This window comes from Streptomyces sp. NPDC053541 (assembly GCF_044544705.1).
Classification (GTDB): Bacteria; Actinomycetota; Actinomycetes; order Streptomycetales; family Streptomycetaceae; genus Streptomyces.
The window spans coordinates 163,388-187,827 of sequence record NZ_JBITXM010000009.1 but is presented as its reverse complement, the minus strand read 5'-3'; the positions used below and the strand labels follow the sequence as shown (position 1 = coordinate 187,827).

At 74.8% G+C, this 24,440-nt stretch carries 17 protein-coding genes and 2 tRNA genes; 9 read left to right on the top strand and 10 right to left on the bottom strand.

Annotation, left to right across the window (positions count from 1 at the left end):
• Window positions 1-40: 40 nt before the first annotated feature.
• The gene (locus ACIGW2_RS23590; RefSeq protein WP_356070682.1) at window positions 41-634 is read right to left on the bottom strand and encodes a histidine phosphatase family protein; all 594 of its coding nucleotides are present in this window, start codon (window positions 632-634) and stop codon (window positions 41-43) included.
• A gap of 172 nt (window positions 635-806) precedes the next feature.
• Between ACIGW2_RS23590 and ACIGW2_RS23585 the strand changes: the two genes are divergently transcribed.
• From ACIGW2_RS23585 to ACIGW2_RS23560, 6 genes are all read left to right on the top strand, one after another.
• Entirely contained in the window at window positions 807-1,928 is a 1,122-nt protein-coding gene (locus tag ACIGW2_RS23585; protein ID WP_399845575.1) for a hypothetical protein, read from the top strand.
• Entirely contained in the window at window positions 1,919-3,508 is a 1,590-nt protein-coding gene (locus ACIGW2_RS23580) for a hypothetical protein (RefSeq protein ID WP_399845573.1), read from the top strand. The genes ACIGW2_RS23585 and ACIGW2_RS23580 overlap by 10 nt, the downstream gene beginning before the upstream one ends.
• Window positions 3,505-4,848, top strand: a complete 1,344-nt coding sequence (locus tag ACIGW2_RS23575) for an AAA family ATPase (protein ID WP_399845571.1) — start codon at window positions 3,505-3,507, stop codon at window positions 4,846-4,848. The genes ACIGW2_RS23580 and ACIGW2_RS23575 overlap by 4 nt, the downstream gene beginning before the upstream one ends.
• 218 nt (window positions 4,849-5,066) lie before the next feature.
• Window positions 5,067-5,423, top strand: coding sequence for a hypothetical protein (locus ACIGW2_RS23570; protein ID WP_399845569.1), 357 nt, complete (start codon window positions 5,067-5,069; stop codon window positions 5,421-5,423).
• 158 nt (window positions 5,424-5,581) lie between these two features.
• Window positions 5,582-6,184, top strand: a complete 603-nt coding sequence (locus ACIGW2_RS23565; protein WP_399845566.1) for a bifunctional DNA primase/polymerase — start codon at window positions 5,582-5,584, stop codon at window positions 6,182-6,184.
• Window positions 6,175-6,248, top strand: a tRNA-Lys gene (locus ACIGW2_RS23560). The genes ACIGW2_RS23565 and ACIGW2_RS23560 overlap by 10 nt, the downstream gene beginning before the upstream one ends.
• A 66-nt stretch (window positions 6,249-6,314) precedes the next feature.
• Here the strand turns inward: ACIGW2_RS23560 and ACIGW2_RS23555 are convergent.
• A complete protein-coding gene (locus ACIGW2_RS23555) occupies window positions 6,315-7,583 on the bottom strand; it encodes a M6 family metalloprotease domain-containing protein (RefSeq protein WP_361583240.1) in 1,269 nt (422 codons plus the stop codon).
• 354 nt (window positions 7,584-7,937) lie between these two features.
• On the opposite strand from ACIGW2_RS23555, the gene ACIGW2_RS23550 reads away from it, so the two are divergent.
• Complete coding sequence (locus ACIGW2_RS23550; protein WP_399845564.1) at window positions 7,938-9,866, top strand: putative bifunctional diguanylate cyclase/phosphodiesterase; 1,929 nt, start codon at window positions 7,938-7,940, stop codon at window positions 9,864-9,866.
• A gap of 113 nt (window positions 9,867-9,979) precedes the next feature.
• On the opposite strand, the gene ACIGW2_RS23545 is transcribed toward ACIGW2_RS23550, so the two are convergent.
• Together ACIGW2_RS23545 and ACIGW2_RS23540 are read right to left on the bottom strand one after the other, a co-directional pair.
• A complete protein-coding gene (locus ACIGW2_RS23545) occupies window positions 9,980-11,662 on the bottom strand; it encodes a glycosyl hydrolase family 18 protein (RefSeq protein ID WP_399845887.1) in 1,683 nt (560 codons plus the stop codon).
• A 279-nt stretch (window positions 11,663-11,941) separates the two neighbouring features.
• On the bottom strand, window positions 11,942-13,045 hold the full coding sequence (locus ACIGW2_RS23540; protein WP_391655662.1) for an LLM class flavin-dependent oxidoreductase: 1,104 nt from the start codon (window positions 13,043-13,045) through the stop codon (window positions 11,942-11,944).
• Between the two features lie 373 nt (window positions 13,046-13,418).
• On the opposite strand from ACIGW2_RS23540, the gene ACIGW2_RS23535 reads away from it, so the two are divergent.
• Window positions 13,419-14,177: an IclR family transcriptional regulator C-terminal domain-containing protein gene (locus tag ACIGW2_RS23535; RefSeq protein ID WP_356070664.1), complete on the top strand. Its 759-nt coding sequence runs from the start codon at window positions 13,419-13,421 to the stop codon at window positions 14,175-14,177.
• 101 nt (window positions 14,178-14,278) lie between these two features.
• Window positions 14,279-14,352, top strand: a tRNA-Lys gene (locus tag ACIGW2_RS23530).
• Window positions 14,353-14,442: 90 nt separating this feature from the next.
• Here the strand turns inward: ACIGW2_RS23530 and ACIGW2_RS23525 are convergent.
• From ACIGW2_RS23525 to ACIGW2_RS23500, 6 genes are all read right to left on the bottom strand, one after another.
• Window positions 14,443-15,117 carry a response regulator gene (locus ACIGW2_RS23525; RefSeq protein WP_391655663.1) on the bottom strand — a complete coding sequence of 225 codons (675 nt, stop codon included), beginning with the start codon at window positions 15,115-15,117 and terminating at the stop codon, window positions 14,443-14,445.
• A complete protein-coding gene (locus tag ACIGW2_RS23520) occupies window positions 15,036-16,388 on the bottom strand; it encodes a sensor domain-containing protein (protein WP_399845561.1) in 1,353 nt (450 codons plus the stop codon). Before ACIGW2_RS23520 ends, ACIGW2_RS23525 begins: the two co-directional genes overlap by 82 nt.
• A gap of 222 nt (window positions 16,389-16,610) precedes the next feature.
• Window positions 16,611-18,308 carry an AMP-binding protein gene (locus ACIGW2_RS23515; RefSeq protein ID WP_399845559.1) on the bottom strand — a complete coding sequence of 566 codons (1,698 nt, stop codon included), beginning with the start codon at window positions 18,306-18,308 and terminating at the stop codon, window positions 16,611-16,613.
• A 133-nt stretch (window positions 18,309-18,441) separates the two neighbouring features.
• Window positions 18,442-19,032 (bottom strand): lytic polysaccharide monooxygenase auxiliary activity family 9 protein, encoded by a 591-nt coding sequence (locus tag ACIGW2_RS23510; protein ID WP_361583223.1) that lies wholly within the window; start codon window positions 19,030-19,032, stop codon window positions 18,442-18,444.
• A 234-nt stretch (window positions 19,033-19,266) separates the two neighbouring features.
• Window positions 19,267-21,438, bottom strand: coding sequence for an SPFH domain-containing protein (locus ACIGW2_RS23505; protein ID WP_399845557.1), 2,172 nt, complete (start codon window positions 21,436-21,438; stop codon window positions 19,267-19,269).
• Window positions 21,439-22,812: 1,374 nt separating this feature from the next.
• Window positions 22,813-24,321, bottom strand: coding sequence for a peptidoglycan-binding protein (locus tag ACIGW2_RS23500; protein ID WP_399845555.1), 1,509 nt, complete (start codon window positions 24,319-24,321; stop codon window positions 22,813-22,815).
• Window positions 24,322-24,440: the final 119 nt, after the last annotated feature.

The window sequence follows — 24,440 nt, the reverse complement described above, 5'->3', positions numbered from 1 at the left end:
CTCCCCCGCGCGACCCGGCCCGTACCGCCCGCCGGGGCGGCTACTCCAGGTGGCCGGTGTCGTTCCAGCGCTCGATCGCGGGGTCCCCGTACGCCCAGCCGAGCACCGAGAGGCTGGTCGGGTCGAGGCGGATGCGGGCCGCGAAGGACACGTCCTCGCCCAGCCAGCGCGCGCCGATCGAGCGCAGGATGTGCCCGTGCGCGAAGACCAGCACGTCGCGGTCGGCCGAGCGGGCCCACTCCACGATCCGGTCGGCGCGGTCCGACAGCTCGGCCAGGGTCTCCCCGTCGGGCACGCCGTCGCGCCAGATGAACCAGCCCGGCCGCACCGCCTGGATCTCGGCCGGGGTCATCCCCTCGTAGGCGCCGTAGTCCCACTCCATCAGGGCGTCCCAGTCCTCGGCGCGCTCGCCGAAGCCGGCCAGGTCGCAGGTCTCCCGGGCCCGTACGAGCGGGCTGGTGCGCACCTCGACGCCGTCGAGCCCGGCCCACGGGCCGCGGGCGAGCCGGTCGCCGAGGAGCTTGGCGCCGCGCCGGCCCTCGTCGAGCAGGGGGATGTCGGTCCTGCCGGTGTGCCGGCCGAGCAGCGACCATTCGGTCTGGCCGTGCCGGGCGAGCAGGATGCGCGGTGCCATGGAAGGTCTCCAGCGGTTCACGGAAAAGATGCCCTCCCATCATCACCCACGGCGTCCGCCGCACGCCGTCCGGCCGTTCGCCCCGGCCCGAGCCGGTGTGCCGACCGGATCTTCGGGTACGAATCGGCGCGAAACCTCCCGGCTGTCAGTGGTGGATGGGAGACTTCCGCGGGTGAGCGCATCCCTGGGCAGCGGTCCGCACCGGCCGCCGCAGACGACACTCCGGCATCGGCTCGCCGAGCTGCGCGGACCGGCCGCCGTGCCGCGTCCGCTGGACGCGCGGGCGCTGGCCGCGCTGGCGGCGAATCCCGGCTGCCGACGGCGGGCGATCCTCGACGGGGCGGGGGTCGACAAGACCGCGCTGGCCGCGAAGCTGGGCGCGCCGTCGGCCTTCGGCCAGTCGCAGTTCGCGATCGCCCGGGGGAACGCGTTCGAGGCGAAGGTGAAGGCGGACGGCGGGCGCGAGCTGCTCGCCCTGCTCGGCATCGCCGAGCCCGGCGAGGTCGACCTGCCGGAGCTGGCGGCCGCGGGCCCCGAGGGCCGGGCGGCGCGGACGGCGCTGGCGCTGCGGGAGGCGACGGCGGCGGGCCGCTGGGCGCTGCTCGACCACCCGATGCTGGCCCTGGAGGTGGCCGGCTCGCCGGTCTATCTGGAGCCGGACGCGGTGGTGGTGCGGCCGGACGGGCGGTGGACGGTCGTGGAGATCAAGTCCTTCCCGATGATCGACGGTTCGGCCGACGCGTCCAAGGTGGGCGCGGCGGCCCGGCAGGCCGCGGTGTACGTGCTGGCGCTGGAGAAGGTCGCGGCGGTCACGGAGGGCGCGGCGGTGGCCCACCAGGTGCTGCTCGTCTGCCCGAAGGACTTCTCGAACCTGCCGACGGCCTCGGCGGTGGACGTGCGCAAGCAGCTGGCGGTCACCCGCCGGCAGCTTGCCCGGCTGACCCGGATCGAGGAGATCGCGGACACCCTGCCGGAGGGCGTCACCTTCGACCTCGCACAGTGCTCGCCCGAGGAGCTGGCCTCGGCGGTGGAGTGCGTGCCGCCCGCGTACGCGCCGGAGTGCCTGGCCGCCTGCGAGCTGGCCTTCCACTGCCGGGAGCGGGCCCGCGCGGCGGACGCGGTGGCGGCCCTGGGCCGTTCGGTACGGGGCGAGCTGGGCGGTCTGACCACGGTGGGCGCGGTCCTGGCGGCGGCGCGCGGCGAGGCGGGCGACCCGGACGACCCGGCGGTGGCGGCGCTGCGCCGGGCGCGGGCGCTGCGCGCGGAGGCGCTGGAGGTGGCCGGATGTCGCTGATCGGCACCCTGGCCCGGATGGAGGCGGTGGAGGCGGGCCGCGCCCGGCCGCTGGCCACGGTCCGGCACCGGCACCTGTCGGACCGGCCGCTGGTGCTCGTACCGCTGACGACCTCGGGCGAGGCGGGTGCGCCGCTCGGCGCGCTGGTGGGCACGGACCCGGCGGAGCCGCGGCTGCTGGTGGTGCCGCAGCCGCGCGACCGGGACCTGCGCTTCGCGTTCCTCGCCGAACTGGCCGACGGGATCCTGCCGTACGTGGACTCCTTCGCGGAGGTCGTCGAGGCGGCCGAGCGGTCCGAGACCGACCCGGAGACCGGCAAGAAGGTCAAGGTCGAGGTCGAACTGTGCGCGGACGCGCCGCAGTTGGTGGTGCCGAGCCGGGCGGGCATCGAGTACGTGCGGCTGCTCGGGCGGTCCACGCGCTTTCGGCGCACGGCCGAGCAGGACCCGGAGACGCCGTTCCCGGCGCCGCCGCGGGTGCCGCTGCTCGGGCGCTGGCTGACCCACTTCGGCGAGCGGGCCCGGGTGCCGGGCTCCTCGCTGCTCGTGGCGGCGACCGACCTGCTGAACCGGCACTGGGCGACCGGTCAGTCCTCCCTGGAGGACCAGCACCTGGGCGCGCTGCTCGCCTGGATCGATCCGGGCGACGGAGAGTCGGGGGCCCAGGCGGCGCTGCGGGCGGAGCTGGCGCGGGACGGGCGGGGGCAGTTGCTGTGCCCGCCGGCCGGTCCGGCGACCGATCCGGCCTTCGACAACAAGCTGCTCGCGCCCGCGATCGAGGCCTACGACCGGGCCCGGCAGGCGCTCGGCGCGGCGGAGGACGGCGGGGCGGCCGAGGACGGGCTGGCGGAGCTGTCCCGGGCCGAGCGGGAGATCCGCCGCCTGGTCGCCTCCCAGCTGAAGCCCACCTGGGACGCGGTGTGGCGGGCGCTCGACCTGCTGCGGGAGCTGCCGGAGGGGGCCAGGGTCGCCGACCGCTGGACCCGCGACCGCTGGTCGTTCACCGGGCAGCGGGACCGGATCGCGGCGGGCGAGCCGCCCCAGCCGCGCCGGGACGACGCGGTGACGGCGGCCTCGAAGCTGGCGGCGCGCGAGCAGGCGCAGGGCCAGCTGGAGGCGCAGGAGGCGCTGGACGACCCGCTGGTGATGGCGGGGCGGCGGCTGGCCGGCGAGGCGTTCGTGGCGGAGGTCGTCGAGGTCACGCCGGCCTGGACCGAGTCGAAGCGCCCGGCGCCCCGCCCGCTGCTGACCGTGCGCACGGACGACCGGCCGCACCTGGGCGAGGGCGTGAAGGCCTACCGTTCGCTGGACGGGAAGCCGCAGTCGGCGGAGTTCGTGCGGCGCGAGCCGGACGGCGCGCTGGTGCTGCGGCTCCTGGACAGGATGGGCCGGGCCAAGGACCCCGCGGAGGGCACGGTGCCGGAGAAGGGCGAGCGGATCGTCTGGACGCTGTTCGAGCACGACCAGCGGATGGGCGCGAAGCTGCCCGACCCGGAGGACACCCCGTGGACGCACGGCGGCCCGCCGCGCGCCGATGCCGTGGAACTGCCCGACGCCGTGACGCCGGAGGACGTGCTGTGAGTGGGGACCGCAGGGGTTTCGACCCCGGCGCCGAGGCCGCGAGGGCCACCCGGGAGATCCTGGCCGACACCCTGCACGGGACGGCCCGCGGGGTGGTCGTGGACTCCCCGCCGGGGGCCGGGAAGTCGACGCTCGTCGTCCGCGCGGCGCTCGAACTGGCCGAGGCGGGACGCCCGTTGGTGATCGTGGCGCAGACCAACGCACAGGTGGACGACCTGGTGCTGCGGATCGCGGAGAAGCAGCCGGATCTCGCGGTCGGCCGGCTGCACTCCAGCGACACCGATCCGTACGACAAGGCGCTGAACGAGCTGGAGCAGGTGCGGAAGTCGGCGAAGGCCGGGGACCTCGTGGGCCTTCCGGTGGTGGTGTCGACGGCCGCGAAGTGGGCGCACGTGAAGAACGTGGAGCCGTGGGCGCACGCGATCGTGGACGAGGCCTACCAGATGCGCTCGGACGCGCTGCTCGCCGTGGCGGGCCTGTTCGAGCGGGCGCTGTTCGTGGGCGACCCGGGGCAGCTGGACCCGTTCTCGGTGGTGGGCGCGGAGCAGTGGGCGGGCCTGTCGTACGACCCTTCGGCATCCGCCGTCTCGACCCTCCTGGCCCACAACCCCGAGCTGCCCCAGCACCGCCTCCCGGTGTCCTGGCGGCTCCCGGCGTCGGCCGCGCCGCTCGTCTCCGACGCCTTCTACCCGTACACGCCCTTCCGCAGCGGCACGGACCACGGCGACCGGAAGCTGTCCTTCGGCGTGCCGTCGGACGGCTCGGGCCCGGACCGGGTCCTGGACGAGGCCGCCGAGTCCGGCTGGGGCCTGCTCGAACTCCCCGCCCGGCACACCCCGCGCACCGACCCGGAGGCGGTCCAGGCGGTGGCCCTGGTCGTCCGCCGGCTCCTCGACCGCGGCGGCTCGACGGTCTCCGAGCGCTCCCCGGCCCCCGCGCCGCTCACCCCGGACCGGGTCGCCGTCGGCACCGCCCACCGCGACCAGGCGGCGGCGGTCCGCGCGGCCCTGGCCGAGCTCGGCGTCCCGGGCGTCACGGTGGACACCGCCAACCGCCTCCAGGGCCGCGAGTACGACGTCACGGTCGTCCTCCACCCCCTCTCGGGCCGCCCCGACGCGACCGCCTTCCACCTGGAGACCGGCCGCCTCTGCGTCCTCGCCTCCCGCCACCGCCACGCCTGCGTCGTCGTCTGCCGCGCGGGCGTCACCGACCTCCTCGACGAACACCCCTCGACGGAACCGGTCCAGCTGGGCGTCACGGTGAAGTTCCCCGACGGGTGGGAGGCGAACCACGCGGTCCTATCCCACCTGGCGGAACACCGGGTGACGTGGGCGCCGTGAGCAGGCCGCCCGAGGACCCCACGCCCCCTCGCCGGACGGAGTCCGGCACGGGAGGCGAACCGCGCCGTCCTGTCCCACCTGGCGGAACACCGGGTGACGGGGGCGCCGTGAGTTCGGGCACCGTGAGCGGCCGGGTTCGGCGGGGTTGCCAGGCGCGGGAGAATGGGGAGTGGCGGCCCGGGTGTCCGGGCCGTGCGGGTGCGAGGAGGAGAGGGATCATGGCGGAATCCGCGGAGCGGAGCGGGCAGCGGCGGGTCAGGCCGGCGCCGCTGGTCTTCGAGCCGGCCGAGGCGACCGCCGACCCGGAGCACTTCTTCGACCTGGAGTCCATCGAGGACCCCCGGGAGCTGCTCTCCCGGGCGACCGAGCTGACGCTGGCCTTCCGGGCGGCGACGGACCGGGCGGTCGAGTTCCAGGCGATCGCGGCGGCCCAGCTCGCCGACCCGCGCCGGTTCGACCAGCTCACCGCGGCGGACGTCGCCGAGCGGGCCGCGTGGACCGAGGACTACGCGCGCAAGATGATCGAGTTCGGGCGGGACCTGATCCGTACGGGCGGGCGCGACCCGGAGGAGTGAGCCACCGGGACGGGCCGGCGGAGTGGGCCGCAGGAACAGTCCGGCCGCCCAGCGCCCTGGCATATGCCGGGGCGCAAGATACTCCTCCGCACCCCGCCGTGTCCGGTTTTCCGGCAACCCGCTGAAACGGCTCCGTCACGCCCGGTAGATCTTCTCGTATGACGACATGGCTGAGCGACGAGACGACGGTCCTGTACGACATCTGCCGGCACCAGCCCGCCCGGGTCACCGAGGACGGCGCCGCCTGGCTCGCCTCCGCCACCTCGCGCCCGGGCCCCGCGCTCGCCCACTGGGAGCAGCACCCCGCCTCCCCCGCCGTCCTGCCCTGCGGCACCGCCTTCGACGTGGTGAACGTCGAGCCCACCTTCGGGCGGCGGATGCTGGACCGGCTGTGGGCCGAGGGCCCGGGCAGCGGCCCGGTCGCGGTGCACCGGGGCCGGATGCTGCTCTTCGCCGCGCCCGGCACCGCCCAGCGCCTGCCGTCCCTGCTGGACTGGGAGGAGTGGGGTCCGGAGGTGCCCCGGCCGCTGTGTCACGGCACCGGGGACGCGGTGACCGTCCCGCCGCTCGCCCCGCACGACTCCGGCCCGCGCTGGCTGGTCGCCCCCGACACCCGCAAGCCGTGGCTGCCGGGCCCCGAGGTGCTGCTGTGGGCCTGTGTCCGGGCGGTCCGGGCGGTTAGGCGGGCCGACGTGCGGGTATCGATTTTTGCTTCGGCCGATCCGGATGCTAGTGTCTACGACGTCAGCAGGCGCCGCTAGCTCAGTTGGTTAGAGCAGCTGACTCTTAATCAGCGGGTCCGGGGTTCGAGTCCCTGGCGGCGCACAGACGGAAGAAGCCCCTCGCGGAAGCGGGGGGCTTCTTCGTGTTCCGGACCCGTGGTGTCCCCCGTCAGCCGGCGACGGGCTGCGGGCCGGTGATCCGCACCGTCCAGACGCCCGAACGGGTCCGCTCCGCCACCTCCACCCGGACGCCCGCGTCCGGCACCGTGAAGGACTCGCCCTCGCCCAGCGGTGCGTCCGCGAGCGGCGGGTAGACCGAGCGCTCCCAGCAGGCCTCGGTGCGCGGATGGGTGTCCACCACCTCGACCGGGCCGTCGCCGGACGCCGCCCGGTTGCGGACCCGGTAGACGAGCACGCCCTCGGTGCAGGTGTCGGTGTCGTTGCCGGTCGCCGAGCGGGCCTCGATCGCCAGGACGCTGTCCTCGCCGGTGCGCACCACGGCCAGCCGGGTGCCGAGCGTGCCGCCGGCCACCGGGGCGGCGGAGACCGGCTCCAGGCCGATCACATGGGTGCCGGGGCCGCGGACGCAGGTCACCTGGGTGCGGTCGAGCCAGCCGAGCTTCCACTTGTGCCAGGCGAAGAGGTCCGGCGCGAGGCCGAACTGGCTGCCCATGACGTCCCAGTCCCCCACGTGGGTGTCCCAGTCGCCCTTGCCGTCGGTCGGCCGGTGGTAGAGGTCGGGCAGGTCGAAGACGTGCCCGGTCTCGTGGGCGAGCACGTTGCGGTCCGGCGGGTGCCGCTCGAAGACGGTGACCACCCGCTTGAGCTCGGCGCCGTCGGCCTCCAGCGGGTGCTCCAGGTTGACCACCTTGGTGGCGTCGGAGTCCACGCCGGGCGCGTCCGGGTCGGCGACCAGATAGACGACGTCGTAGCGGGAGAAGTCCACGGAGCCGTCGGCCGCCCGGATCGCGTCGCGCAGATAGGCCGCCCGGTGCTCGGCGCTCCAGTCGCGCCGTATCGCGTAGTCGGTGGAGTTCCGTGGCATCCGGGCCCAGCCGGTCTGCGGGTGCACGCGCAGGCGGAAGCGCCCGTAGGAGGCGCGTTCGAAGAACTCGGCGGTGCCGGGGAAGTGGTCGGCGGCCAGCTCGGCGGGGGTGGTGAGCGGCGGGGAGTCAGGGAAGGACAGGAAGATCATGACGGCGTCGAGCGCACGGGTGGGCCGGGGGTAGGCCCGGTTCCAGGTGTCGAGGCCGAGGGAGTGGTGCGCGGCGGTACGGGGCAGGGCGCACGGCCCCGCGGAGGGCGCGGCGACGGCCGGGCCGGCCACCAGACCGGTCGCGGCGAGGGCCGCGAGGGAGGTGAGGGCCGCCGCGCCGGCCCGCAGGCGCGGGCGCTCCACTCCCCCGGGCACCCGCCCGGGTGGCTGCTGACCCCTCACGTGGACCTCCGGCTCCGGAAAGCGTGACACCCCACCCACCTTGGGATGGTTTGTGATGTTTCGCACCTTTCGGCTGCCCCGGTCGGGTGAGCGGGACGCGCCCGGTCGACGCGACACGGGCAGACGACAGCTCACGGAAAGTCACCATCGATCAGGTCTTCATCGACCCGTGTCAGACCCGCGCAGAAACGATCTGCCAGGGGTTCGGGTGGTCAGCCTCACAGGCCGCCCGGGGCCCGTGGGCCGTCCGGAAGCTGGAACGGCGCCCCAACCAGCCTCTATGATCGGCACACTTTCCCTGGCGGACCTTTCCGACCACATCTGTACGGCCCGAACGCACTCCGGGAGCGAGCGGTGAGCGGAACCTCCGAAGAACCCGTGCACCCGTCGGCGGAACCGGCGCTCACGGAGCGTCACTCACCCGCACCCGATCCGGACGGCGGCCCCGGTCCCGGTCCCGATCCCGGCCCCCTCTCCCAGGACGACGAGCGCGCGCTCCGCGACTACCGCGCCGCCTTCCGCGCCTCCCGGCTCGCGATGGCCCTGGTCGACCGGGACGGCGTCGTGCTCGCCGCCAACGAGGCCCTCGGCTCCCTCCTCGGCACCGACGCCGCCGCCCTGCACCGGCAGGACGCCGCCGACCTGGTCGACCTCGCCTCCGACGGACGCACCTGGCACGCCTACCGCGAGGTGCTCGGCGGCCGGCGCTCCCGCTTCCGCTGCACCCGCCGCCTCAAGCACCCCGACGGGAACTCGCTCTGGGCCGAGGTCACCGTCTCCCCCGTGCCCGACAGCCCGCGCGTGCTGCTCTCGGTCGCGGACATCAGCGACCGGCGCGAGCTCCAGGCCCGGCTGCGCCACCTCCAGATGCACGACCCGGTCACCCGGCTGCCCAACCGCACCCTGTTCTTCGAGCGGCTCACCGCCGCCCTGGAGAGCGCCGCCGCCGAGGGCCCGGCGGCCGGCGAGGAGGAGGCCCGGGAGCACCCGTACCGGTCCTACGAGTCGTACGGGCATGGCAGAACAGGGCGGATCGGCATCTGCTACCTGGACCTCGACGGGTTCAAGGCGGTCAACGACACCCTGGGCCACCGGGTCGGCGACCGGCTGCTCGCCGCCGTCGCGGGCCGGCTGACGGCCTGCGCCGACGACTACGGCTACACCCGCAACGGCGGGCACCTGGTGGCCCGGCTCGGCGGCGACGAGTTCGCGATCCTGGTCGAGGACTCCACCGGCACCGAGCAGCTCGCCGACCTCGCGCAGTCCGTGCTCACCGCGCTCCAGGAGCCCTTCGACCTGTCCGGGCAGCGGCTCTCCGTCTCCGCCTCCATCGGCGTGGTCGAGCGGCGCGCCCACGGCTCGACCGCCACGCTCCTGATGCAGGCCGCCGACACCACGCTGTACTGGGCGAAGGCCGACGGCAAGGCCCGCTGGACCCTCTTCGACCCCGAGCGCAACGCACACCGGATGACCCGGCAGGCGCTCAGCTCCACCCTGCGGCCGGCCGTGGAGCGCGGCGAGTTCGTGCTGGAGTACCAGCCGCTCGTGGACCTCGCCGACGGGGCGGTGCGCGGGGTGGAGGCGCTGGTGCGCTGGAACCACCCGCAGTTCGGGCTGCTGACGCCGAATCGGTTCGTCGGGATCGCCGAGGAGGACGGCTCGATCGTCGAGCTGGGCCGCTGGGTGCTGCACACCGCCTGCCGCCAGGCCCGGCAGTGGCAGAAGGACCACCCGGGCGACCGGCCGATCTTCGTCAGCGTCAACGTGGCGGTGCGCCAGGTCTGGGACTCCGACCTGGTCGCCGACGTGGCGGGCATCCTCGCCGAGACCGGGCTCGCGCCGCACCTGCTCCAGCTGGAGCTGACCGAATCGGCCGTGATGGGCTCGGCCGGGCGGCCGCTCCAGGCGCTGCAGGCACTGAGCGACATGGGCGTGCGGATCGCGATCGACGACTTCGGCACCGGCTATTCGAACCTGGCGTACCTGAGCCGGCTGCCGGTCTCGGTGCTCAAGCTGGACGGATCGTTCGTGCGCGGCTTCCAGGACGAGGAGCACGCCAATCCGGCCGACGAGCTGATCGTCGAGGCGCTGGTGGGGCTCTCGCACCGGCTGGGCCTCACGGTCACCGCCGAGTGCGTGGAGACCGCCGGCCAGGCCGCCCGACTGCGCCGGATCGGCTGCGACACCGGCCAGGGCTGGCTCTACTCCCGGCCGGTGGCCCCGGACCGCATCGCCGACCTCATCGGGGTCGCGCCCCTGCCCGTACAGCCGCAGCCGGCCTGAGCGACCCCGGCCGAGCACGCGCCCGGGCATGGAACTGCCCCCGGCCGGAGGGACATTCCGGGCGGGGGCAGTGGTTCATGGAGGGTCACACCGGGGTGGTGACCAGCGGGTGACTAGCAGGCGCCGAGGTCCTGCCAGACGCCCCACTCGCCGGTCGTGCCCGGCTCCTCGTTCTGGGTCCACCACTTGGCCTTCCAGTTGTGGCCCTTGTGGGAGACGAGCGAGCCGCCGGTGTAGACCTGGCCGGCCACGTAGGCCGGGTTGGTGCAGCCGGTGGGCGGGGTGGTGGTCTGCGTCGGGGTGGGGGTGGGCCCGGTGGTCGGCGGCGTCGTCGGCTGGGTCGGGGTGGGCGTCGGGTTGGTCGGGGACGAGCCGACCGCGGTCACGATCTGGTTGAAGAGCGTGGCGTTGGCGTCCAGGCCGAGCAGCGAGTACATCATCGCGCCGGCGAGACCGCGCTGGTGGGCGTAGTCGGCGCGGGCCTGGATGGTGCGCTGGTCGAGACCGGTGAAGAACTCGCCGTCCTTGTAGAAGTAGGCGGACTTGGCCTGGTCGTCCCAGAAGGTGGTCGCCGGGTTGTCGACGATGCCGCCGAGCTCCTTGTAGTACGCGATGCCGGCCGCCTGGCTCAGCGGGCGGGCGCCCGAGCCGCCGGTCGCGGTCTGGGCGAGGCCGTTGGTGGTGCCGGCCGGCACGCCCTTCCAGCCGCGGTAGTAGAACTCGTAGCCGAGGGTCAGCTTGTTGGCGGGGAAGCCGCCGGTGATGCCGTAGGCGGGCTTGCCGTCGATCCAGGAGTCGATGGCGTTGTCGATCGAGTACTTCTCGGTGCCCGGCTTGATGACGTCGGTCGGGTCGTTCGCGCCGGAGTACAGCGGGGACTGGTGGTACGTCGGCCCGTCGCCGTCCCAGGCGCCGTGCATGTCGTACGTCATGATGTTCGCGTAGTCGAGGTACGCGCCGATCTTGTCCGTCTCGATGTTCTTGATCTTGTCCTGGCCGGCCGGCAGGGCGGCGGTCAGCAGGTACTTCTTGCCGCCGTGGGCGGCGCCGTACTCGTCGAGCTGCTTGCGGAACTCGGCGAGCAGCAGCGTGAAGTTCTGCTTGTCCTCGGGGGCGTAGTGGTTGCCGAGGTGCCCGTCGGGCGAGCCCGGGTACTCCCAGTCGATGTCGATGCCGTCGAAGATGCCGGCCGCGGTGCCGGGGCCGCCGTAGCCGCCCTCGACCGGCAGGTCGCCCTGGATGTACTGCTTGATGCAGGAGGCGACGAACTTCTTGCGGCTGGCGTCGGTCTTGGCCGCGTCCGAGAAGTACTTGGAGTAGGTCCAGCCGCCGAGCGAGATGTTGATCTTCAGGTGGGGGTGCTTCGCCTTCAGCTCCTTGAACTGGTTGAAGACGCCCACGATCGGCTGGTCCCACTTGTCGGCCACGCCGTCGACGCTGTCCGCGGCCGAGAAGGACTTCTGGTAGTCGGCGTACGAGTCGCCCGCGCCGTCACCGGCGTTGGGGTTGTTGTCGTCGCCGGCCGCCTTGTTGGCCTCGAAGCAGGTGAGGTCGGTCGGGTGGATGTTCCCGAACGAGTAGTTGATGACGTCGAGTTTGGCCGCGATCCCCCGCTCGTCCAGGTGCTTGGGGTAGAAGGCGTTCCCGTACACGCTCCACTGGTCGTAGTACGCGATCTTGACGCCGCCGGTGGACGCGGCCGTGGTGGCCGAGTCGGCGGCCGAGGCCGAGCCGAGGCCGACGGTCGCGGCGAGCGCGCCGGCGGCGAGGGTCGAACAGAGGAGTGCGGCGATCAGTGGCTTGCGGGGACTGCGGGGGTTGCGGGGGTGCACGTGCGGCCTCCGGGAGGGGTGGCGGTACGGAAGTTGGAGCAGTGATATCCGCCGCGTGAACAGCGCGTCAATGGTCTGAACCAGATTGAGGACTAGACCAATTGACGCGAGAAAGCCCTCGTCAGAGAGGTGCAGCACAAAAACCAACCGCCCGCCACCACGCGTGACGAGCGGTTTAAGGTTCACTTAGGGGTCGACGGCCGCCTCGTTCGAAGGTGAACCAACGGCCGGGGAATTTCCCGTTCAGCCGCGCTCGGGCAGCCCGTCGGGCGCACCGTCAGGCAGACCGTAGGCGTCGGCGATCAGCTCGTAGCTGCGCAGCCGCGCGTCCCCGCCGTGCGCGTTGGCCGTGATCATCAACTCGTCGGCCCCGGTGCGCTTCTGGAGCGCGTCCAGGCCGTCACGGACCTCGTCCGGCGTCCCGTACACGATGTTCGCCAGCCAGCCGTCCACGAACTCCCGCTCGGCCGGCGCGAACGCGTACGCCTCGGCCTGCTCCGGGGTCGGCACCAGACCGGGCCGGCCGGTGCGCAGCCGCAGCATCGACAGGGCGCCGGTGAGCACCTGGCGGTGCGCCTCCTTCGCCTCCTCGGCGGCGAGCGCGGCCACGCCGATCAGCGCGTACGGCGCGTCGAGCACCTCGGAGGGGCGGAAGGAGTCCCGGTAGAGGTCGAGCGCCGGGATGGTGTTGCGCGCCGAGAAGTGGTGGGCGAAGGCGAAGGGCAGACCGAGCAGTCCGGCGAGCCGCGCGCTGAAGCCGGAGGAACCGAGCAGCCAGATCGGCGGCCGGCCCTGGGGACCCTGCACCGGGCCGGGCACGGCGTGGATCCGGGCGTACGGATGCCCGTCCGGGAAGTCGTCGTCCAGGAAGCGGGTCAACTCGGCGAGCTGCTCCGGGAAGTCGTCCGCCCCCTCGTGCAGCGTCTCGGTCCGGCGCAGCGCCGCGGCGGTCGCGCCGTCCGTGCCGGGCGCGCGGCCGAGGCCGAGGTCGACCCGGCCCGGGGCGAGGGCCTCCAGGGTGCCGAACTGCTCGGCGATCACCAGCGGGGCGTGGTTCGGCAGCATGACGCCGCCGGAGCCGAGGCGGATGCGCCGGGTGTGGGCGGCGAGGTGGGCGAGGATCACGGCGGGCGAGGAGGAGGCGACGCCGGGCATGGAGTGGTGCTCGGCCACCCAGTGCCGGTGGTAGCCGCGGCGCTCGGCGAGCTTGCTGATCTCCACGCTGGTCGCGAGCGACTGGCTCGCGGTGCGGCCCTCGCCGACCGTGACCAGGTCCAGCACGGACAGCGGTACGGGCGCGGAGCCGTGCGCCTCTCCTCGAATCGCGTCTCGAATCGCGTCGCTCACCGTGGGCGGCCTTCCTTCGCGGGGACGTCGGGTACGAGGGGCGTAACAGGAGGATGGCTCCGTTTATTCCGGGGGCGGCCCCGGGAGTGCCTCGCGGGGGCTCCCGGAGGCCTCCGCAGCGGGCGGTCACGGCCCTCCGGCGAAAAAATCTTCACGTCCGGAATGGCACCGAACGGGCGTACGGAGGACCCTTCGCGCGGCCCTGACCTCCACCTCTCCGAGTGGGCTGTGACCATGGCATATGCCAGCGGGGTGATGCCCAGGACAGGGGCCCGGCGGACCGCATCATTCTCGCCAACAGCCGCCCTATTACGGGCGCTTGGCGGCTATCGTGGTACGGAAGCTTGCGGTCACAACCTGGTAGGGGGAAACCGTGGCGCTGAAGCCCGAGCCCACCGCGCCGTTCCACTCGGTGCAATACGCCCTGCGCGTCCTGGAGACGGTCTCACGGCACGGCGGCGGCGTGACGGACGCGCAGATCGCGCGGGAGACCGGTCTGCCCGTCGCCCATCTGACGTCCCTGCTGCTGATGCTCCGGCGCGAGGGCTATGTGGAGCAGGTCTCCGACGGCGCCTATGTGATCGGCGACTCCCTGGTCCTGCTCGGCTCCGGCGTCACCCGCCGCGAGGCCCTGGAGCGCAAGCTCCAGGAGACCCTCGGCGAGCTGCGCGACTCCGTCGGTGCCGCCGTCTACATCAGCCGCTACATCGACGGCGAGGTGAAGATCACCCAGTTCGCCGACGGCCCGCGCACCCCGAAGGTCAACGAGTGGGTGGACTTCCGCTCGGCGGCGCACGCGAGCGCCGTCGGCAAGTGCCTGCTCACCCAGCTCGACCAGAACGGGCGCCGCGACCACCTGAGCCGCCACAAGATCGCCCGGCTGACCTCCCGGACGATCACCAACGAGCGCGTGCTCTTCTCCAAGCTGGACAGCCAGCCGCCGACCGTCCCCATGCTGGACCTCCAGGAGTACGCGGTGGGCACGGTCTGCGCGGCGGTGCCGCTCACGGCGGGCTCGACCGTGGGCTGCCTGGCCCTGTCGCTCCCGATCGAGCACGCGCACCGGCTGCGCGCCGCGGCCGACACGCTCAACCGGCGGGCGGCTCCGGTGGTGCTCTCGCTGGCGATCTAGCGGGGCCCCGGAGGGTCCGCCGGGAGGGTCCGCCGGGAAGGCCTCCGGAGGGGTGGTCACGAGCACCCCTCCGGACCAGGTAGTATTTTCTCTGTCAGCAGGCGCCGCTAGCTCAGTTGGTTAGAGCAGCTGACTCTTAATCAGCGGGTCCGGGGTTCGAGTCCCTGGCGGCGCACCGACCGGAAGGCCCCTCGCGAGAGCGAGGGGCCTTCTGCTTTCCCGTCCGGCTCTCTCCCTCTCTGCCACCCGGCTTCCCCGCCTCCGCTCACGCGCGGAGGTAGGCGAGGACGGCGAGCACCCGGCGGTGGGTGTCCTCGGCCGGCGGCAGGTCGAGCTTGGCGAGGATGTTGCCGATGTGCTTGCCGATCGCCGCCTCCGTCACGACCAGCCGGCGGGCGATCGCCGCGTTGGAGTGCCCCTCGGCGACCAGGCCGAGCACCTCCCGCTCGCGCGGGGTCAGCGCCTGGAGGGGGTCGCGATGGCGGCGCAGCAGCTGCCGTACGACCTCGGGGTCGACGACCGTGCCGCCGGACGCGACCCGGGCGAGCGCGTCCACGAACTCCTCGACCTGCCCGACCCGGTCCTTCAGCAGATAGCCGACGCCGCTGCCGTCGCCGGAGTCGAGGAGGTCGGCGGCGTAGCTGCGCTGCACGTACTGGCTGAGGACGAGCACCGGCAGGCCCGGGCGCTCGGCGCGCAGCGCGACCGCCGCGCGCAGTCCCTCGTCCTGGAAGCCGGGCGGCATCCGCACGTCGGTGACGACGACGTCCGGGGCGTGCGCGGCGACGGCGGTGCGCAGGGCCTCGGCGTCGCCGACGGCGGCGGCCACCTCGTGGCCGAAGCGCGCGAGCAGGCCGATCAGTCCCTCGCGGAGGAGGACGCTGTCCTCGGCGAGGACGATCCGGAGGCCGGCGGGACGGTCGGCGGCAGCGGGCTGCACGGGATCTCCGCTCGTAGCAGGGTCGGCCCGCCGGGCGGGCTGGTGATCGTCAGTGTGCCATCGAGGACGGCGAGCCGGTCGGCGAGTCCGGTGAGTCCGCTGCCACGGCCGGAGTCGGCGCCGCCGCGCCCGTCGTCCTCGACCGTGACGCGCAGGGTGCCGTCCGTGTGGCGGGCGGTGATCCGGGCGCGGGCGGCGCCGCTGTGCCGGTCGACGTTGGCGAGGGCCTCGCGGGCCACGAAGTGGCCGGCGCTCTCGACGGCGGAGGGCAGCCGGGGCAGGTCGGGGTCGATCCCGGTGGTGTCCACGGGGGTGGCGGTGCGGTCGGCGGTGTCGGCGAGGGCGGCGCCGAGCCCGTAGTCGGCGAGCACCTGGGGGTGGATGCCGTGGATGAGCTCGCGCAGTTCGGTGAGCACCCGGCCGGCCTCGTCGTGGGCCTTGGCGAGCTGGTCGGCGAGCGGTCCTGGCGGGGCGTCGAAGCGGGCGAGGCCGAGGGTCATGGTGAGGGCGACGAGCCGCTGCTGGGCGCCGTCGTGCAGGTCGCGCTCGATGCGGCGGCGTTCGGCCTCGAAGGCGGCGGCGAGCCGGGCCCGGGAGGCGGTGACCTCGCCGATCCGCTGCCGCAGCTCGGCCTCGCGCGGGGCGAGCAGCGCGCGGGCGAGGGCGGCGCGGGCGCCGGCGTAGGCGGTCAGGGGGTAGAGGAGGAGCGGCAGGAGCAGCAGCCCGAGCAGGGCGGCGACGAAGGCCTGCGGGTACGAGGTCACCAGACAGACCTTGGCGACCTTCGCCTCGTGGCCGTCGGCGGCGAGCTGGAGCGGGGCGCTCATCAGGGCAGCGGGGAGCCCGAGTCCGGCGGCGAGCACGAGCAGGTCGAGCGGCCAGAGCAGGGTGGCGTGGAGCAGGGCGTGTCCGAGCTCCCGCCAGGTGGCGTGTTCCCGGGCCCGCAGCCGGAGCCAGGCGGTGAGCCCGGGCGCCTCGGGCACCCGGTGCGGATCGGGCGCCGGGTCGAGGTCGACGAGCCGCAGCCGCCGGCGCTCGACGGCGCCGACCGCGACCCCGGCGAGCAGCAGCAGCGGCAGGCCGACGAGCAGCAGGGAGAACCCGGTGAGCAGCAGCAGCACGCAGAGCAGCACGGCCCCGAGGGCGGCGCCGCTCGCGAGATGCGCGACGGCCCGCCACGGCCAGGCGGTGCGGAGCAGGGTGCGGGGCCGGGCGAGGGCCTGCCAGGCGGTGCGGGGACGGGGGCCTGGTCGGGGGCGGGGGGACTCCATGCCGGTCACGCTATGCGGCGGCGCGGGGTGCGGGCCATGGGTCTGGGAGGCGTGCGGGAGGTGGGTCTGGCCCTACCCCTACCCCTAGGGGGTGCCTTGTCGATCAGGCCGGATCCGGGGCACCTCCCGTGCCCGAAGGGCTACGGGGGGGCGGCGTCCGGTGCAGGGGAGATCGCCGGGCCCGCCAGGGCCGAGGGGATCGGCGAGGCGGCGAGACACCCCCTAAGGGCGGGTCGAAGTCGCGTCCTCGCCGGGGAAGGGACGGCCGTGGCGGGCGTACTCCGCGCGGAGGCGGGCGCGAGCGGCGGGGGTGAGGGGCTCGTACGCGAGGGGCTCGTCCGGGGCGGTGGGGGCCGGGCGCCACCAGACCGGGTCGGTGGTGGCGAGCGCGGTGCGGCGCAGGGCGACCCGGTGGATCTTGTTGGTGGCGGTCAGGGGGAGTTCCGGGACCAACCGGACGTATTTCGGGGGCATCTTGGTGCCGAGGTCGGCCTGGGCGGCGAGGAACGCGGCGAAGGCCTCGGGGGTGAAGGCGGCGCCGGGGCGCAGCGCGAGCGCGGCCACGACCTGGTCGCCGGCGGCCGGGTCGGGTATCGCGTAGACGGCGACGCCGGCCGTGCGGTCCCAGCGGGCCAGGATGTCCTCGATCATCGCGGCGGCGAGGTTCTCGCTGTCGACGCGGAGCCGGTCGTCGGTGCGGCCGGCGAAGTAGAGGAAGCCCTCGGCGTCCCGGTAGAAGAGGTCGCCGGTCCAGTACCAGCCGCCCCGGAGCCGGGCGGCGTCGGCCTCGGGGTTGCGCCAGTAGCCCTCGAAGGGGCTGCGGCCCCGGTTGACGAGTTCGCCGACGGCCTCGTCGGCGTTGAGCAGCACGCCGGTGGGAGAGAAGCGGGCCGGTGGGCATTCCCGGCGGGTCTCCGGGTCGACCACGGCCAGGTCGTCGCCGGGCGCGGCGCGTCCGATCGCCCCGGCCGGGGTGCCGGGGGTGCGCTGGATCGCGGCCCCGCCCTCGGAGGACCCGTACCCCTCGACGAGCCGCGCGCCGAAGCGCGCCTCGAAGCGGGCGGCGTCGGCGGCGCCCGCCTCGGTGCCGAAGCCGAGCCGGAGCCGGTGGTCGCGGTCGTGGGGCCCGGGCGGGGTGGCGAGGAGGTACTGCACGGCCCGGCCGACGTAGGTGAAGTAGGTGGCTCCGAAGCGGCGCACGTCGGGCAGGAAGCGGGAGGCGGAGAAGCGGGCGCGCAGCGCGATGTCGGCGCCGGCGACGAGGGCGGGCGCCCAGTCGGCGATCACGGCGTTGCCGTGGAACATCGGCATGCAGATGTAGTGGGTGTCGTCCGGCCGTATCCCGAAGTGGGAGACCAGGGAGGCCCCGGCGGCGGCCAGCCGGCCCTGGGAGCAGACGGCGGCCTTGGGCGCGCCGGTGGAGCCGGAGGTGAAGGAGAGGAGCAGCCGGCTGTCGGGGCGGGCGGGCCGCAGGAAGCGGTCGTGCGGGGTGGCCGTCCCGTAGGGGGCGAGCAGGTCGGCGTACGCGTCGGTGTCGGTCACCAGGAGGCGCAGCCCGGCGGGCAGTTCGAGTCCGTCGAGGAGCGGCAGGTGGGCGCGCTGGGTGACGAGGACCCGGCATGCGGTGTGCCGGATGTCGCGGGCGAGTTCGGCGCCGCGCCGGGTGGGGTTGATCCCGGCGACGGCGGCCCCGGCGAGGGCCGCCGCGCCGAGCCAGAGCGGGTACTCCGGTGTGTTGTCGAGCAGCAGGCCGAGGTGCGGCTCGCACCCCGGCCGGTGGGGCATCAGCTCGGTGAGCAGGGCGGCCCGCGCGGCGGCGCCGGCGGCGACCTGGTGGTGGGTGAGGGTGGTGTGCTCGTCCCTCAGTCCGGTCCGGTGGTCGCCCCACCGGCGTCGTACGAGTTCCGCGACGGTCCCCATGCGGCGGGATTGTAGCTGACACCCCGTCAGACCAGAAGCCGGGCGGACGGGAAGACGGGAAGACGGGAAGGCTCCGGCGGAGCCGGGTGCGGTGACGCCGGAGCCCCGCCGGGAGTGCTCCGTGGAGCGCCCCTCAGAACTGCACGTCCGAGCACGCGTAGAAGGCGTTCCCGGTGTCCGCGATCGTCCAGACCGCCAGGATCAGGTGCCGGCCGGTCTTGCCCGCCGGGAGGGTCCCGGAGTGCGAGAGGGTCGACGGCGGCTGCTGGTTGTTGTAGGGGACGACCAGGAAGGGCTGGCTGTCGAGGTCGGCCCGGGTCAGGACCTTGCTGCCGGTCCAGCCGTTCTTGGTGATGTAGTAGCGGAAGTCCGTGGTCGCGTGGCGGGCCGTGAACTGCCACCGGAAGGTGTAGCTCTGGCCCGCGGTGACCCGGGTCGTCGGCCAGGCGCCGTTGCGCGGGTTGTCGAGCTGCGCGAAGCGGGAGTTGCCGCCCGCGCAGATCGTCCCGTCGGCCGGTCCGCCGGACGGGAAGCCCTTGGGCCCCTCGACCGACTGCGGCTCCCACTGGATGTCGCCGCAGTTGGTGACGGTGCGGTTGGCGCAGAGCTTCTGCCGGCTGATCGGCGAGTCGGTGTAGCCGTGGCTGCTCGCGCTGGTGGTGGCGAGGAGGGAGGCGGCGGCGACGCCGAGCGCCACGGCCGCCACCCCTGTCTTTTTGCGCATGCTGTCGCTCCAGGAGAACGTGGGGGTGTTCTGTGGGCTGTGCTGCACGCGTGCGGTGCCCGTCGGTCGACGGGCGCGGTTCCGGCCGTCTCCGCACCGGCCCCGGAGAGCCGGAGGGCTCTCCGGAGCCGACGCGAAGGGGCCACGGAGGGTGCGGTTAGGTCTAGACCAAGTCCCACGGTAGGGACGGAACTTGGCCATGTCCATACCAACGGCAGGGTTGCCGCTACGGGATCAGGCGCCCTCCCCCGGGGCGGTGCGGCCGGTGTAGAACGCCACGGTCAGGTCCTTCACCAGCGCCTTCTTCTCGTAGTCGTCCAGCTCCACCAGACCACGGGAGGTCAGCCGGTGGACCACGTCGTCCACCGCGTCCACGACCGAGGTGAGCACGCTGTCCCGGTGCTTCGCGTCGATCGCCGCGATCCGGCGGCGCCGCATCGCCGCGGCGACCTCGGGGGCGTACTCGATCCGGGTCGGCTGCGCGGAGAACACGTCGATCCCGACCGGCGCGCACTCCGCCGACAGCATCCGGGTCAGCGCCTCGCCGACCGCCTCCGCGTCGCGCAGGGTCGGGGCGTCCTCGTGGAACGCGTCCGCCGGCAGCTGCGACAGGACCCGCGCCATCGCCGCCTCGACCTGCTCGCGCAGGTACTCCTCGTGCCGGTCCACCCCGAGCGCCGCCCGCACGGTGTCCCGGATCCGCCACACCACCAGGACCACGACGTCCAGCGCCGTGCCCTTCGCGTCGACCGCGGGCAGCGGCTCGCTGCGCCAGTGCCGCAGGCGCACGTCGACCCGGCGGCGCAGCAGGAGCGGGCTCACCCAGAGCAGCCCGGTGCGGCGGACGGTGCCGCGGTACTCGCCGAAGAGGGTGAGCACGAGGGCGTAGCCGACCCGGCCGCGGCCGAGACCGCCCAGGAAGAACAGCGCGACGACGACGCCGAGGGCGAGCAGTGCCCACTGGCCGAGGTGGATCCCGTCGTACGGTCGCGTCGGCAGGCGCAGCATCCGCGCGGCCTCGGCGGGCACGGCCCCGGTCCACCACACCATCGCCGCACACCCCAGCAACGCGGCCACCCCGCCCACGACCCCGACCCACCCCGGCAGCACCGGCCCCGGCCGCTCGACCAGCTTCGGGTCGGCGGTCGGCGCGGGGCGGGAGGACGAGGGGGCGACGGGGGTTGGGGTGGGGGGTGCGGGGCGCGTGGGCGCGGGAATGGGCGCGCCCGTGCCGTCGCCCCCCACCTTCCCCACCGGCACGGTCGCCGGCCCCCCGTCATCCGCCTTGCCCCCGCCACCGGCGTCCGGCTCGTCCCGGAAGAGGAGGTGCACCGGGATGCTGCCGGTGGTCTCACCGGCGATGACCTTCTGCCGGCGGGCGGTGGTGGGGGTGCGGTTGGTGGCGCCGGCCGGCTCCGCGTCGGCGGCGGTGGGGAGGGTGAGCGCCTTCACCCGCATGCCGGCGATCCACCCGAAGTCGACGGAGTCGGGGGCGGGGGCGCCGTCTCGCTGCGCGGCGGGCCGGGCGTCGGCGACCGCCCCACCACCCTGCGGCGCGGCCGAGTGCGCCGCGGCGGGCGCGCCGGTACGGGCACCGCGTGCTGCCGGGTGCGGCTCGTTGGACTGACCAGCGGTGACGGCCGCCTCGCCGGCGCGGGAGCCTGTCGGCCCGTGGCCGTGGCGCACGGCGGGGTCGCCGGTGCGGGCGGTGTCCGCCGCCGGGTGCGACTCACGACGAACGTCCGCCTCCGGCGAGGCCGGGCCGGAGGCCCCGGACGAGGACGGCGCCGGCTGCGCCGCGCTGGGCGCGCCAGTACGGGCGCTGCCCGTTGCCGGATGCGGCTCGCTGCGCTGACCGCCGGCGGCAGCCGCCTCGCCGGCGCGGGAGCCTGTCAGCCCATGGCCGTGGCGCACGGCGGGTTCGCCGGTGCGGGCGGTGTCCGCCGCCGCCGGTTGCGGCGCGGCCGGGCCGGAAGCCCCGGACGAGGGCGACATCGGCTGCGCCGTGCTGGGCGCGCCGGTGCGGGCACTGCCGGCTGCCAGGTGCGGCTCGTCGCGGGTGCTCGCCTGCGGCGAGGCCAGCGTCGGCTGCGCCGCGCTGGGCGCGCCAGTACGGACGCTCCCCGTTGCCGGATGCGGCTCGCTGCGCTGACCACCGGCGGCAGCCGCCTCGCCGGCGCGGAAGTCCGCCGTCGGCCGATGTGCATGGCGCACGGCGGGGTCGCCGGTGCGAGCGGTGTCCCCCGCCGGGCCGGAGGACCCGGACGAGGACGGCGCCGGCTGCGCCGCGCTGGGCGCGCCGGTGCGGGCACTGCCGGCCGCCAGGTGCGGCTCGTTGCGCTGGCCCCCGGCGGCAGCCGCCTCGCCGAGGCGGGAGGCTGCCGTCGGCCCGTGGTCATGGCGCACGGCGGGGTCGCCGGTGCGGGCAGCGCCCGCCGCCGGGTGCGGCGAGGCCGGGCCGGAGGACCCGGACGAAGACGATGCCGCAGGCGCTGCGGTGGGCGCGCCGGTACGGGCGCTGCCGGCCGCCAGGTGCGGCTCGTTGGGCTGACCACCGGCGGCAGCCGCCTCGCCGGCGCGGGAGACCGCCGTCGGCCCATGACCATGGCGCACGGCGGGGTCGCCGGTGCGGGCGGTGTCCCCCGCCGGGCCGGAGGCCCCGGACGAGGACGGCCCCGGCTGCGCCGCGCTTGGCGCGCCGGTACGGGCGCTGCCGGCTGCCAGGTGCGGCTCGTTGCGAGCGCCCGCCTGGGGCGAGGCCGGTGCGGCGGTGGTAGGCGTTCGGGGCGAGGACGGTGCGGGGTGGGCCGCGACCGGGCCGCCTGTGGGGGCACCGCCCGCTGCCGCGTGCTGGCCGGCAGTGGCGGCAGACACCACCTGGGGACGGGCCTGTTCGGGACCGGTGCTGCCGGCCGCCGGGTGGTGACCGCCGGGGACGGTCGAGGTACCGGCGGAGTCACCCCGCTGCCCGGCAGGGTCACCGTCACGGGCACCGCCCGCCTCCGGGGATCCGGTGGCACCTCGGCCGCCGGTGTCGGCCGCCGGGCGGCTCGCCTGGGGCGAGGACTGAGCCCCGCCGATGCGGGCATCACCCGTGCCCGCGTAGGGCTCCTGACGGGTGCTCACCTGCGGCTCAACCGGCCCCCGATCGCCAGCAGTGGCAGCGCCGATGACGGCCGTCGAGCCGTGGCCCCGCCGCACGGCAGGGTCACCGTCACGGGCACCGCCCGACGCACCCGCCTGCTGCGAAGCCGTATCGAAGTGGTGGTCCCTCGGGCCGCCGCCCCGCGCGTCCGGCTGCGCGTCGACGGAGGGCGAGGTGGTGGCGCCCGCCGGCCCGTCGGCGGGCGAGGCCGCCGCCGGGCGGCCCTGCTCGGCAGAGGTGGCATCCGCTCCCGCCCCCGGCCCGGCGGCCGGGGCCGCGGGCCCCGACGGGCGCGCGAGGCCCGCCGCCGGGAGGACCGCCGGCGCACCCGGCACCGCACCCGGCACCGCCGAAGGCACCCCGCCGCCACCACCGGGCGAAGCCGCACCGTCAGCGCCACTCCGCCCGGCACCCGGCACCGCCGAAGCCGCCCCACCGGCACCACCCGGCACCGCACCCGGCACCGCCGTGCCCTGGCGCCCCTGCGGGGTCGTCGGGTCCGGGGGGCCCGTGGGGCGTAGGCGGCCGTCGGTGAGGCGGCGGGCCGTGCGGGCCGCGTCGCGGGTGGCGGCCGGGCCGTTGTCCGGCGGGGTCGGGGTCGATGCCGTCATTCGGTCCACCTCATGTTCTCGGGGTCATCGGAAAAGGCGCCGCCAGGTCTCCGGGCCCGGGTAGCCGTCGGCCGCGGCGCCGCGCCAGCCCTGGGCCCGCTGGAAGGCCTCGACGTTGCGGCGGTCCGCCTCCGTCCACCGCGGACCGGGGCCCGACGTGTAGTGCTTGCCGTAGCCCCGCTTCACCAGTTGTTTGCCCAGCTTCTCCACATATGCGTTGGATTGGCCCGGACGGAAGTAGCCACGCCCGGGGAACCCGTTCGCAGATGCGCTCGACCCGCTCGAACCACTCGAACCGCCGATGTCGCGACCCTTCCCCGACACGAGCAGCGCCCACGTGTCCGGGCCGGGCAGGCCGTCCGCCTCCTTGCCGCGCCAGCCCTGGGCGAGCTGGAAGGCCTGGGTCGCGCGGCGGTCGGCCTCGCCCCAGCGCGGGCCGGGGCCCTGGGCGTAGTACTTCTTGCCGCCGCGCGCGACCAGCAGCTTGCCCAGCTGGGTCACGTACGCGTTGTTCGCGCCCGGCCCGAACTTCGCCGCCCCCGGGAACGCCGTCGCCGTCCCGGTCGTCGCCCCGGAGCCCGCGCTTCCGCCGTCGCCGCTGATCACGGCCTTGTAGCGGTAGGCGAGGTAGCGGTCGGAGTTCTCCCAGTACGCGAGCGGCGTCGCCTGCTTCCGCGTGCGCGGCTTGGTCTGCTCGTACGCGACGTAGGAAGTGTGGGTGTAGTCCGTCCAGCCGCCGAAGATCGTCACGTGCGAGCCGCGCGTCGGGTTGGCCGGGTTGTGGAAGAGGAGGATGTCGCCGGGCTGGAGGTCGGCGCGGTCGATGCGGTCGGCGAAGCGGTCGAGGCTGCCGGTCCACTCGTTGGAGCGGAGGTTCCAGGCCATCGAGATGTAGCCGGAGCAGTCCTGGCGGTAGCCGTCGTTCCAGTAGCGCTCCATGGAGTACGGGACGCCCGCCGCGACCCACTTCTTCGCGCGGTTGATGATCTCGGCCCGGGTCGTCTTCCGCAGGGACTGGACCGAGATCTGACTGGTCGTCGGGGTGGCGTCGGGGGACGGCGCCGAGCCCGGGCCGGGCGCGCCGTGCAGCGGGCCGCGGTCGCCCTGCGGGGTGTCGGGGCCCGGCTCGGTGGCGAGCGACCCGGCATCCTCGGCCGCGAGGGACCCCTCACCGGCGGTGACCCCCGCCACGCCGGCCCCGGCGTCCACGGCGGACTCCACCGCACCCGCCGCGTCCACCGCGTCCACCGCGTCCACCGCGTCCATCGCGGGCTCCACCGCACCCGCCGCACCCGCCGCACCCGCCGCGTCCACCACCGGGTCCGCCGGCAGCGCCGCCGCCGCGCCCGTACCCCCGCCGAACACCACGCCCGCCGCCGTCACCAGGACGAGCGCTCGGCGGGCGCCGTGCGCGGCCGGGTGACCCCCGGCCCGTACCGGAAGCCCCAGCGCGAGGTCCCGCCGCCGCTGGGCACAACCCGGGCAGCCGCAGTCCGCCGCTGGCTCGATTTCTTCGAAGACCGGCACACTCATGCGTTCCCCTCCACACTCGTCAAGATCTTTTCGCGCTCTTGCACGGGCGCCATCGTCTCAACTGTCTGGACAAATCGCATTTTGACGGATCGAAGGCCCAATACGACCATCCGACAGGC

What these genes read in the sequence shown, in the direction of transcription:
- ACIGW2_RS23590 (WP_356070682.1), bottom strand. Translation starts at nt 634, where the DNA reads ATGGCACCGCGCATCCTGCTCGCCCGGCACGGCCAGACCGAATGGTCG.
- ACIGW2_RS23580 (WP_399845573.1), top strand. Translation starts at nt 1,919, where the DNA reads ATGTCGCTGATCGGCACCCTGGCCCGGATGGAGGCGGTGGAGGCGGGC.
- ACIGW2_RS23570 (WP_399845569.1), top strand. Translation starts at nt 5,067, where the DNA reads ATGGCGGAATCCGCGGAGCGGAGCGGGCAGCGGCGGGTCAGGCCGGCG.
- ACIGW2_RS23565 (WP_399845566.1), top strand. Translation starts at nt 5,582, where the DNA reads ATGACGACATGGCTGAGCGACGAGACGACGGTCCTGTACGACATCTGC.
- ACIGW2_RS23520 (WP_399845561.1), bottom strand. Translation starts at nt 16,388, where the DNA reads ATGGAGTCCCCCCGCCCCCGACCAGGCCCCCGTCCCCGCACCGCCTGG.
- ACIGW2_RS23515 (WP_399845559.1), bottom strand. Translation starts at nt 18,308, where the DNA reads ATGGGGACCGTCGCGGAACTCGTACGACGCCGGTGGGGCGACCACCGG.
- ACIGW2_RS23510 (WP_361583223.1), bottom strand. Translation starts at nt 19,032, where the DNA reads ATGCGCAAAAAGACAGGGGTGGCGGCCGTGGCGCTCGGCGTCGCCGCC.
- ACIGW2_RS23500 (WP_399845555.1), bottom strand. Translation starts at nt 24,321, where the DNA reads ATGAGTGTGCCGGTCTTCGAAGAAATCGAGCCAGCGGCGGACTGCGGC.